Source organism: Enterobacter cloacae, from assembly GCF_011078175.1.
Lineage (GTDB): Bacteria > Pseudomonadota > Gammaproteobacteria > Enterobacterales > Enterobacteriaceae > Enterobacter > Enterobacter cloacae_Q.
Map to the genome: position 1 here is coordinate 88,650 of NZ_JAALCJ010000003.1, position 11,680 is coordinate 100,329.

Annotated in this window: 7 protein-coding genes; 3 read left to right on the forward strand and 4 right to left on the reverse strand. The window is 54.5% G+C overall.

The genetic code is table 11. The annotated features are described in order from the left end of the window. The first annotated feature begins 216 nt into the window (after nucleotides 1–216). Nucleotides 217–1,722, forward strand: coding sequence for a DUF3300 domain-containing protein (locus G6Q29_RS07640; RefSeq protein WP_165465137.1), 1,506 nt, complete (start codon nucleotides 217–219; stop codon nucleotides 1,720–1,722). A 10-nt stretch (nucleotides 1,723–1,732) separates the two neighbouring features. Beyond that, nucleotides 1,733–2,524 carry a DUF2950 family protein gene (locus G6Q29_RS07645; RefSeq protein WP_165465138.1) on the forward strand — a complete coding sequence of 264 codons (792 nt, stop codon included), beginning with the start codon at nucleotides 1,733–1,735 and terminating at the stop codon, nucleotides 2,522–2,524. 53 nt (nucleotides 2,525–2,577) lie between these two features. Here G6Q29_RS07645 and lpdA read toward each other — a convergent pair whose 3' ends face one another. From lpdA to pdhR, 4 genes are all read right to left on the reverse strand, one after another. Beyond that, nucleotides 2,578–4,002 (reverse strand): dihydrolipoyl dehydrogenase, encoded by a 1,425-nt coding sequence (lpdA, locus tag G6Q29_RS07650; protein WP_165465407.1) that lies wholly within the window; start codon nucleotides 4,000–4,002, stop codon nucleotides 2,578–2,580. Nucleotides 4,003–4,177: 175 nt separating this feature from the next. Further along, on the reverse strand, nucleotides 4,178–6,082 hold the full coding sequence (gene aceF, locus G6Q29_RS07655) for a pyruvate dehydrogenase complex dihydrolipoyllysine-residue acetyltransferase (RefSeq protein ID WP_165465139.1): 1,905 nt from the start codon (nucleotides 6,080–6,082) through the stop codon (nucleotides 4,178–4,180). A 14-nt stretch (nucleotides 6,083–6,096) separates the two neighbouring features. Beyond that, the gene (gene aceE / locus G6Q29_RS07660; RefSeq protein ID WP_165465140.1) at nucleotides 6,097–8,760 is read right to left on the reverse strand and encodes a pyruvate dehydrogenase (acetyl-transferring), homodimeric type; all 2,664 of its coding nucleotides are present in this window, start codon (nucleotides 8,758–8,760) and stop codon (nucleotides 6,097–6,099) included. 121 nt (nucleotides 8,761–8,881) lie between these two features. Continuing rightward, the gene (gene pdhR, locus G6Q29_RS07665; RefSeq protein ID WP_015572686.1) at nucleotides 8,882–9,646 is read right to left on the reverse strand and encodes a pyruvate dehydrogenase complex transcriptional repressor PdhR; all 765 of its coding nucleotides are present in this window, start codon (nucleotides 9,644–9,646) and stop codon (nucleotides 8,882–8,884) included. A gap of 537 nt (nucleotides 9,647–10,183) precedes the next feature. Here pdhR and aroP point away from each other — a divergent pair. Continuing rightward, complete coding sequence (gene aroP / locus G6Q29_RS07670; RefSeq protein WP_165465141.1) at nucleotides 10,184–11,554, forward strand: aromatic amino acid transporter AroP; 1,371 nt, start codon at nucleotides 10,184–10,186, stop codon at nucleotides 11,552–11,554. The last annotated feature ends 126 nt before the right edge of the window (nucleotides 11,555–11,680 follow it).

An 11,680-nucleotide genomic window follows, 5' to 3' on the forward strand; every position in this document is an offset into this window, starting at 1 on the left:
CTTTCACGTTGCTGCTGGCCGCTCGCAAGAGCGGCCTTTTGAAAACCCGGCGGTTTTTCAACCATCCGATATAATTGTGTAATAAATATTCACACTCTTTGTCCGGACAAACCCGACGCTTCCCAAGAAAAGTCAAAACCGTAAAAGACGGGTGAATAATACTCACGCCAACCGTAACGCCTCACGGCACAGCGCTTGTCTCGTTGGAGTCACTATATGAAGTTGCCCTTTAAGCCGCATCTGCTCGTCCTTCTGTGCAGTACCGGGCTGTTTGCCGCCTCTGGCGTGATGTTTGTCAAAAGCCGTGCAACGGAGCCTGTCGCCCCTGCGCCTGTCGCCCAACAACCGATAGCAACACCTGCGGCCCAACCCGCCCCCGTCGTCGCGCCAGCTTACACGGCCGCGCAAATCGATCAGTGGATCGCCCCGATTGCGCTCTACCCGGACGCTCTGCTGTCTCAAATTTTAATGGCATCGACCTATCCGGCTAACGTTATCCAGGCCGCGCAGTGGTCAAAAGACAACCCCAACATACAGGGCGATGCCGCGATTCAGGCGGTGGCAAGCCAGCCGTGGGATCCCAGCGTGAAATCGCTGGTGGCGTTTCCTCAGTTAATGTCGCTGATGGGCGGAAATCCGCCGTGGGTACAAAACCTCGGCGATGCGTTTCTCGCGCAACCGAAAGACGTGATGGATTCTGTGCAACGCCTGCGCGCGCTGGCCCAGAAGACCGGTACCTTGCAATCGACACCGCAGCAGACGGTCACCACCGTGACAAAACCCGCGCCCGCGAAAACCAACACCAGCGAATCAACCACATCTACCGCGCCAGCCCCCACGGTCATTAAAATTGAATCCGCTGACCCGCAGGTCGTTTATGTGCCCACCTATAACCCCAATACGGTTTACGGTACCTGGCCAAATACCGCCTATCCGCCAACCTATCTCCCACCCTCGCCTGGAGAGCAGTTTACCGACAGCCTGGTGAAAGGCTTAGGCTTCAGCCTGGGCGTGGCGACAACCTACGCCATTTTCAGCAATATCGACTGGGATGGTGATGATGACTGGGATCGCGGCGGCTATAATCGCAACGGTGATAACAACATCAATATTAACGTTGATAACTTCAACAAAATTAGTGGGCAGCATCTTACCGATATCAATCGCACCTGGCAGCACAATCCGGCCTATCGTGAGGGCGTTCCGTACCCGAATAATCAACTGGCTAACCGTTTCCACTCCACAAATACCGCCACCGGACTCAGCGCAACGCAGCAAAAACCGATGAATCGGGACAGCCAGCGCCAGGCCGCTCTCAGCCAGATGGAGAAATCGACGGGCAAAACCTTCCCACAGACTGCGCGTCCGGGAATGAAAGATGCACAGCGGCAGGCTTCAAGTGAACAGCTGAAGCAGATTTCTCAGCGCAGTAACTACCGTGGCTATGACACCAGACCGCAGACCGTTAAACGCGCGAATACACCGCAGCGTGAACATCATCAGACAACCATGCGCAGACAGGAAAAGCGGGTTTCACAGACGGTACAGGAGCCAGCCGGGCTGCATCGGGCCAATGCCCTGAGCGGTAACGACAGTCGCTCCGCCAACTGGCAGGCGCAACAGCAGCGCGGGGCGCAAAGCAGACAGCTTGCTGCTCGTCAACATCAGCCGCGCCAGATCGCTGGCGAACGCGCTGAACGCCATGAATTCCGTCACCGTTAAGGGAGCCGACATGAAACGTCAATTACTCAGTGGAATGGTGTTGTTCATGGTCTCGGCGGCCGTTATGGCGCAGCAATCATTCAGCTCGCCAGATCAAGCAACCGATGCGCTGGCAAGCGCCATCAGCGAGCAAAACGAAAGTGCGATGAGCAATCTGCTCGGTGAAAGCTGGCGCGACTTTCTGCCACCGGAAGGCGTAGACCCGGATGCGGTCGATCGCTTCCTGCGCGACTGGAAAGTCCGGCACAACACGGTTGTCGACGGTGATAAGGCGCATCTTGTGGTCGGAGACAGCGGCTGGCAGCTTCCCATCCCGGTGGTCAAAACCGCTTCCGGCTGGCAGTTTGACATCAAAGAAGGAGCCGAGGAGATTCTGACCCGCGAGATTGGGCGTAACGAGCTTGCCGCCATCGCGGCTTTACATGCCTATGTGGATGCCCAGCAGAGCTATTTTGCGCTGAACCAGAAATACGCGCAGAAAATTGTCAGCTCGGAAGGGAAAAAGGACGGTCTTTACTGGCCCGTCTCGCCTGGCGAAGCGCCAAGTCCGCTTGGTCCGGCATTTAGCCCGAAAGAGCCGGAGGCCGGCTACCACGGCTATCGCTTCCGCATTCTGTCGGAGAATAACGGTTTCGCGATGGTGGCCTGGCCAGTCAGCTATGGTCAAACTGGCGTCATGAGTTTTGTGATAAACCAGGACGACAAGGTGTACCAGTCCGATCTCGGCAGCGATTCCGCGCAAAAAGCTCAGGCGCTATCCGCGTATAGCCCGGATAAAACCTGGCAGCCTGTGGCACCCTGAACGCAGCGCATAAAAAAAGCGGCCTCAGGCCGCTTTTTTTCATCTGAAGAAACTTATTTCTTCTTCGCTTTCGCGTTTGGCAGGTCGGTGATGCTACCTTCAAACACTTCTGCCGCCAGGCCCACGGACTCGTGCAGAGTTGGGTGAGCGTGGATGGTCAGCGCGATGTCTTCCGCGTCACAGCCCATTTCGATAGCCAGACCGATTTCACCCAGCAGCTCGCCGCCGTTGGTACCGACAATCGCACCACCGATCACGCGGTGAGTCTCTTTGTCGAAGATCAGTTTGGTCATACCGTCTGCGCAGTCGGAAGCGATAGCACGGCCAGAAGCAGCCCACGGGAAGGTGGCGGTTTCGTAGCTGATGCCTTTCTCTTTCGCTTCTTTCTCGGTCAGACCCACCCATGCCACTTCTGGCTCGGTGTAGGCGATAGATGGGATCACTTTCGGATCGAAGTAGTGCTTCATGCCGGCGATAACTTCAGCGGCAACGTGACCTTCGTGGACACCTTTGTGCGCCAGCATTGGCTGACCGACGATATCGCCGATAGCAAAGATGTGCGGCACGTTAGTGCGCAGCTGTTTGTCAACGCGGATGAAGCCACGGTCGTCCACTTCCACGCCAGCTTTGCCCGCGTCGAGGTTTTTACCGTTCGGCACACGGCCAATCGCCACCAGCACGGCGTCGTAACGCTGTGGTTCAGACGGGGCTTTTTTGCCTTCCATGGAAACGTAAATACCGTCTTCTTTCGCTTCAACGGCAGTCACTTTGGTTTCCAGCATCAGGTTGAATTTCTTGCTGATGCGTTTGGTGAAGACTTTAACAATGTCTTTATCGGCAGCCGGGATAACCTGATCGAACATTTCAACCACGTCAATCTGTGAACCCAGCGCATGGTATACGGTGCCCATTTCCAGACCGATGATACCGCCGCCCATAACCAGCAGGCGTTCAGGAACGGTTTTCAGCTCCAGCGCATCGGTGGAGTCCCACACGCGTGGATCTTCATGTGGAATGAACGGCAGTTCGATCGGACGGGAACCCGCCGCGATGATCGCGTTGTCGAAGTTGATCACGGTTTTGCCGTTCTCACCTTCCACTTCCAGGGTGTTTGCCCCGGTAAATTTACCCAGACCGTTGACCACTTTCACTTTACGGCCTTTGGCCATACCCGCCAGACCACCGGTCAGCTGAGTGATAACTTTCTCTTTCCAGGTACGAATCTTGTCGATATCGGTTTTCGGCTCACCGAAGACGATACCGTGTTCAGCCAGCGCTTTGGCTTCTTCGATCACTTTCGCGACGTGCAGCAGCGCTTTTGAAGGGATACAGCCGACGTTCAGACAAACACCGCCGAGGGTGCTGTAACGTTCTACGATGACGGTTTCCAGACCTAAATCCGCGGCGCGAAATGCTGCGGAATAACCTGCCGGGCCTGCCCCAAGTACTACGACCTGAGTTTTGATTTCTGTGCTCATCATGACCTCTTAATGTATACCCGTCGTCCACCGGGTCGTTCTATCCGCCCGTATTTTACAAAATTGTTAACAATTTTGAAACAACAAACGGCTCACGAATTATCGCTTTCACCAATAACCTCAAAAACCCCATGAGATTATCAGAAAAAAGCCGGCCGACTGGCCGGCTTTTCGATTACATCACCAGGCGGCGAATGTCGCTCAGCATGTTGTTGATGATGGTGATGAAACGCGCACCATCAGCCCCGTCGATCACGCGGTGGTCGAAGGACAGAGAGATTGGCATCATCAGACGCGGCACGAACTCTTTGCCATTCCACACCGGCTCCATCGCGGACTTGGACACACCGAGGATAGCCACTTCCGGCGCGTTCACAATCGGCGCAAAGTGGGTAGTACCCAGGCCGCCGATGCTGGAGATAGTGAAGCAGCCGCCCTGCATTTCGCCGGCAGTCAGCTTACCATCACGCGCTTTTTTAGAGATGGTGGTCAGTTCACGGGACAGCTCAGTGACGCTCTTCTTGTTCACGTCTTTGAAGACCGGAACAACCAGACCATTTGGCGTATCAACCGCAACACCGATGTTGATGTATTTCTTCAGCGTCAGCTTCTGGCCATCTTCGGACAGGGAGCTGTTGAAGCGTGGCATCTGCTCAAGGGCAGCGGCAACGGCTTTCATGATGAAGACTACTGGGGTGAATTTCACGTCCAGCTTACGCTTCTCAGCTTCGGCGTTCTGCTGCTTACGGAACGCTTCCAGATCGGTGATATCGGTCTTATCGAAGTGGGTAACGTGCGGGATCATCACCCAGTTACGGCTCAGGTTAGCACCAGAGATTTTCTGGATACGGCCCAGTTCCACTTCTTCGATTTCACCGAACTTGCTGAAGTCCACTTTCGGCCATGGCAGCATGCCCGGGATACCGCCACCGGTGGCAGCAGCAGGTGCCGCTTCAGCGCGTTTCACCGCGTCTTTCACGTAAGCCTGAACGTCTTCGCGCAGGATACGACCTTTACGGCCGGTGCCCTTCACTTTCGCCAGGTTCACACCGAACTCGCGCGCCAGGCGACGAATCAGCGGGGTGGCGTGAACGTAAGCGTCGTTCTCAGCGAACTCAGATTTGCCTTCCGCTTTCGCAGCAGGGGCAGCAGCAGGTTTAGCAGCCTGAGCCGGTGCAGCTGCCGGTGCTGGTGCCGCCGCAGCAGCCGGAGCGGCCGCAGGCGCAGCGCCTTCCACTTCGAAGACCATGATCAGGGAGCCGGTAGACACTTTGTCGCCGGTGCTGATTTTGATCTCTTTAACGGTACCGGCGAACGGCGCAGGCACTTCCATGGAAGCCTTGTCGCCTTCAACGGTGATCAGTGACTGTTCCGCGGCAACTTTGTCGCCCACTTTGACCATCACTTCGGTCACTTCAACTTCGTCACCGCCGATGTCCGGTACGTTAACGTCTTTCACGCCGCCAGCAGCCGCTGGTGCAGCAGCCGGAGCCGGTGCAGCTTCCGCTTTCGCTGGAGCCGCAGCGCCTTCAGCGCCCGCCACTTCGAAAATCATGATCAGGGAACCCGTAGACACTTTGTCACCGGTGTTGATCTTGATCTCTTTAACGGTACCCGCAAACGGTGCCGGCACTTCCATAGAGGCTTTGTCGCCTTCTACGGTGATCAGTGACTGCTCTGCCGCAACGGTGTCGCCCACTTTCACCAGGATTTCGGTCACTTCAACTTCGTCACCGCCGATGTCAGGCACGTTAACTTCTTTCGCTGCTGCGGCAGCTGCTGGAGCAGCGGCGGCCGGAGCGGCTTCTTTCTTCTCTTCCTGCGCAGGTGCAGCAGCTGCTGCACCGTCGGCGGAATCGAAAATCATGATCAGTTTACCGGTCTCGGTTTTATCGCCAACAGAGACTTTGATCTCTTTAACGATGCCAGCCTGAGGAGACGGGACTTCCATAGAGGCTTTGTCGCCCTCTACGGTGATCAGCGACTGTTCAGCTTCAACTTTGTCGCCCACTTTGACCAGGATCTCGGTGATTTCAACTTCATCAGCCCCGATGTCCGGTACATTGATTTCGATAGCCATTATTCTTTTACCTCTTACGCCAGACGCGGGTTAACTTTATCTGCATCGATGTTGAATTTGGTGATTGCGTCTGCAACCACTTTCTTATCGATTTCGCCACGTTTAGCCAGTTCGCCCAGTGCTGCTACTACCACGTAGGAAGCATCAACTTCGAAGTGGTGACGCAGGTTTTCGCGGCTGTCTGAACGACCGAAGCCGTCAGTACCCAGTACGCGATAATCATCAGCTGGAACGTAAGTACGAACCTGCTCAGCGAACAGTTTCATATAGTCAGTTGAAGCTACAGCTGGCGCGTCGTTCATCACCTGAGCGATGTACGGAACGCGTGGGGTTTCCATTGGGTGCAGCATGTTCCAGCGCTCACAATCCTGGCCATCACGCGCCAGTTCGGTGAAGGAGGTAACAGAGTACACATCGGAACCCACACCGTAGTCTTTCGCCAGGATCTGCGCTGCTTCACGCACGTGACGCAGGATAGAACCGGAGCCCAGCAGCTGAACTTTACCTTTGCTACCTTCGAGGGTTTCGAGTTTGTAGATACCTTTACGGATACCTTCCTCGGCACCTGCTGGCATTGCCGGCATGTGGTAGTTTTCGTTCAGGGTGGTGATGTAGTAATAAATGTTCTCTTGCGCTTCACCGTACATGCGCTGCAAGCCGTCATGCATGATGACTGCCACTTCGTACGCGTAAGACGGGTCATAAGAGATACAGTTAGGGATAGTCAGAGACTGAATGTGGCTGTGACCATCTTCGTGCTGTAGACCTTCACCGTTCAGGGTCGTACGACCAGAAGTACCACCGATCAGGAAGCCACGAGCCTGCTGGTCGCCTGCCTGCCAGCACAGGTCACCGATACGCTGGAACCCGAACATGGAGTAGTAGATGTAGAACGGGATCATCGGCAGGTTGTTGGTGCTGTAAGAGGTCGCAGCAGCCAGCCAGGATGCGCCTGCACCCAGTTCGTTGATACCTTCCTGAAGGATCTGACCTTTCTCGTCTTCTTTGTAGTATGCAACCTGCTCACGGTCCTGCGGGGTGTACTGCTGGCCGTTCGGGCTGTAGATACCGATCTGACGGAACAGACCTTCCATACCGAAAGTACGCGCTTCGTCGGCGATGATTGGAACCAGACGATCTTTGATCGACTTATTCTTCAGCATCACGTTCAGGGCACGCACGAAAGCGATAGTGGTAGAGATCTCTTTGTTCTGCTCTTCCAGCAGCTGAGAGAAGTCTTCCAGCGCTGGCAGTTCCAGCTTCTCGGTGAAGTTAGGCTGACGAGCAGGCAGGTAGCCTTTCAGCGCCTGACGGCGTTCGTGCAGGTACTTGTGCTCTTCAGACCCTTCCGGGAAGGTGATGTAGGACAGTTTTTCTACCTGCTCATCGGTCACTGGAACGTTGAAACGGTCGCGGATATAACGCACGCCGTCCATGTTCATTTTCTTAACCTGGTGAGCGATGTTTTTACCTTCTGCGGTATCACCCATGCCGTAACCTTTGATGGTGTGGGCCAGGATGACAGTCGCTTTACCTTTGGTTTCACGCGCTTTTTTCAGTGCAGCGTAAACTTTCTTCGGATCGTGACCGCCGCGGTTCAGCGCCCAGATCTGCTCGTCAGTCCAGTCTGCAACCAGGGCTGCGGTTTCAGGATATTTGCCGAAGAAGTGCTCACGAACGTAGGCACCGTCTTTGGATTTGAAGGTCTGGTAGTCGCCGTCAACGGTTTCGTTCATCAGCTGGATCAGTTTACCGCTGGTGTCTTTACGCAGCAGCTCATCCCAACGACCGCCCCACATGACTTTGATCACGTTCCAGCCAGCACCTGCGAAGATGCCTTCCAGTTCGTTGATGATCTTGCCGTTGCCGGTTACCGGACCATCCAGACGCTGGAGGTTACAGTTGATGATGAAGCACAGGTTGTCCAGCTTCTCACGGGTCGCGATGGTGATCGCGCCTTTAGATTCTGGCTCATCCATTTCACCGTCGCCCAGGAAGGCGTAAACGGTCTGCTCAGAGGTATCTTTCAGACCACGGTGTTCCAGGTATTTCAGGAATTTAGCCTGATAGATCGCACCGATTGGACCCAGACCCATGGATACGGTCGGGAACTGCCAGAATTCAGGCATCAGTTTAGGGTGCGGGTAAGAAGACAGACCTTTACCGTGAACTTCCTGGCGGAAGTTGTTCATCTGCTCTTCAGTCAGACGACCTTCCAGGAAGGCGCGTGCATAGATGCCCGGAGAGATGTGGCCCTGGAAGTACACCAGATCGCCGCCATCTTTCTCGTTAGCTGCACGGAAGAAGTGGTTGAAGCACACTTCGTAAATGGTCGCAGAAGACTGGAAGGACGCCATGTGGCCACCCAGTTCCAGGTCTTTCTTGGATGCGCGCAGAACGGTCATGATGGCGTTCCAGCGGATAGCAGAACGGATACGGCGTTCCAGATCCAGATTGCCCGGGTATTCCGGTTCGTCTTCGACGGCAATCGTGTTTACGTAGTTGCTAGCCCCTGCACCTGAAGCCACTTTCACGCCGCCTTTGCGTGCTTCTGAAAGCAGCTGATCAATCAGATACTGAGCACGCTCAACACCTTCTTCACGGATGACCGATTCGATCGCCTGTAGCCAGTCGCGAGTTTCGATCGGATCCACGTCATTTTGGAGACGTTCTGACATGGGGGTATTCCTTATCTATCTAATACGTTGATTTGTCTGGAACCTGTCCCATTGTATTTTCGCCAGAAAACACAATAAGACAGGTTCTGCGTTTAGTTGCCGCGCTCTAAAACTCTGGCGCTTAATCCTTTCGTTGCTGTATGCGGCGTAATGAACGTTCGCGACGCGATTGTTCACGGCTGCGGTCCAGCAAGATTTCCTCAATGAAAGCCAGATGGCGGTGCGACGCTTCGCGCGCCTGCTCCGGTTCCCCGGCCATTATCGCCTCGAATACTCGGGTGCGATGGTTGCTTACCAGCGGGAGCATCTCCCGACGGGCATACAACAATTCAAAATTCTGACGAACGTTCTGGGCCAGCATCGGCTCCATGCAGCGTAGCAGATGGAGGAGCACCACGTTGTGCGCCGCTTCGGTGACGGCAATTTGATACTGGACGACGGCATTGGACTCGGCGTCTAAATCGCCGGACTGCTGTGCCCGTTCAATGGCCTGATGCAGCTCGCGAATACGTACGCGGTCTTCATCAGTGCTGCGAAGGGCGGCGTAATAGGCCGCGATACCTTCCAGCGCGTGACGGGTCTCAAGCAGATCAAACTGGGATTCTGGGTGGTCAGAGAGAAGTTCTACCAGCGGGTCGCTGAAGCTCTGCCACAGGCTGTTTTGCACAAAGGTTCCGCCACCCTGGCGACGGAGCAACAGGCCCTTTGCTTCGAGACGTTGAATCGCCTCACGCAGAGAGGGACGTGAAACGTCGAACTGTTTTGCCAGCTCGCGTTCTGGCGGGAGTTTCTCGCCCGGACGCAGTGTCCCTTCGAGAATTAAAAACTCCAGCTGCTGCTCAATCACATCGGAAAGTTTTGGTTGGCGAATTTTGCTGTAGGCCATATTCCCTGTCTTACGCCTTTTTGCCCGGAGTCAATTGGTCTTACCAATTTCATGTTCGTATCGCTAAAGTAACAAAGTATTCACCTTCTGTCCATATTGGTTTTGATTGAAATCAGTAAACCCGGCACATTTTAACAACCTTACAGAACTAACGTTTCAGGAATGTAACTTTGCACAAATGAAATGGTTACTACCAAAGAGGCATTTTTAACCACAATGAAACGAGGGATTTTGCAATCTGAAGCGATTCAACAAGGCAAAAAATGAAAATTCGCCCTCTTCTGACGCATTTCTATTCTATAGGTTGGGGTATGAGGGGTTAACGTACCGATTTACAATTGGTTTCTTTTTATTCAAGTCGTCATCATCCCTTCATAAAGCAGGTGCATTCGCTGGCGCTTACCACTATTCTGGCGCTAACGGAAGCCACCTCCGTTTTTTTCGGTACCGTTAACCGTAAAGAAATAAATACAGAATATGGACTTTCATAATTACACACGCACAGCGTGAACATAACAACCACACACGAGGTTTCAAATGGAAGCTCAACAGCATGGCGATCAGCTAAAGCGCGGCCTTAAAAACCGCCATATTCAGCTCATCGCCCTGGGCGGTGCTATTGGTACTGGCCTGTTTCTGGGCAGTGCATCGGTTATCCAGTCTGCCGGTCCGGGCATTATTCTGGGTTACGCGATCGCGGGTTTCATTGCGTTTCTGATTATGCGTCAGTTAGGTGAAATGGTTGTTGAGGAGCCGGTCGCAGGCTCATTCAGCCACTTCGCCTATAAATACTGGGGCAGCTTCGCGGGCTTCGCCTCCGGTTGGAACTACTGGGTTCTGTACGTTCTGGTTGCCATGGCTGAACTGACCGCCGTCGGGAAATACATCCAGTTCTGGTATCCCGAGATCCCCACCTGGGCGTCTGCGGCGGCATTCTTCGTCATTATCAACGCCATTAACCTGACCAACGTAAAAGTGTTCGGTGAGATGGAATTCTGGTTTGCCATTATCAAAGTGATTGCCGTTGTGGCGATGATCATTTTTGGCGGCTGGCTGCTGTTCAGCGGTAACGGCGGTCCGCAGGCAACCGTGCGTAACCTCTGGGAACAGGGCGGCTTCCTGCCGCACGGCATGACTGGCCTGGTGATGATGATGGCGATCATCATGTTCTCCTTCGGCGGTCTGGAGCTGGTGGGCATCACTGCCGCGGAAGCCGATAACCCGGAGCAGAGCATCCCGAAAGCCACAAACCAGGTTATCTACCGCATTCTGATCTTCTATGTGGGCTCACTGGCGGTCCTGCTCTCCCTGCTGCCATGGACGCGTGTAACGGCGGATACCAGCCCCTTTGTGCTCATCTTCCACGAGCTCGGCGATACCTTTGTGGCGAACGCGCTCAACGTCGTGGTGCTGACCGCCGCGCTCTCCGTTTATAACAGCTGCGTGTACTGCAACAGCCGTATGCTGTTCGGCCTGGCGCAGCAGGGCAACGCACCGAAAGCGCTGCTTACCGTTGATAAACGTGGCGTGCCGGTTAACACCATCATCGTGTCGGCGGTCGTGACGGCGCTGTGTGTTCTCATTAACTACCTGGCCCCGGAATCGGCCTTCGGCCTGCTGATGGCGCTGGTGGTTTCCGCGCTGGTGATTAACTGGGCGATGATTAGCCTCGCGCACATCAAGTTCCGCCGCGCCAAGCAGCAGCAGGGCGTAACCACCCGCTTCCCTGCCCTGCTCTATCCGCTGGGGAACTGGGTTTGCCTGCTGTTCATGGCGGCAGTGCTGATCATCATGCTCATCACCCCAGGCATGGCGATTTCCGTCTACCTGATCCCGGTCTGGATTGCGATCCTCGGCGTGGGTTATATGGTGAAACAGAAAAATGCCAAAACGGTGAAAGCGCACTAAGTGTTTTCTCGCTGTACTCGCGGTTGCGGGTACAGCGTCTTGTTATCTTCCTCACAAATTCGCGCCAATAGCAAAATCCTCCATATCACCGCCTTTATATTGCAACGCATATATTCGTTTGCCAGC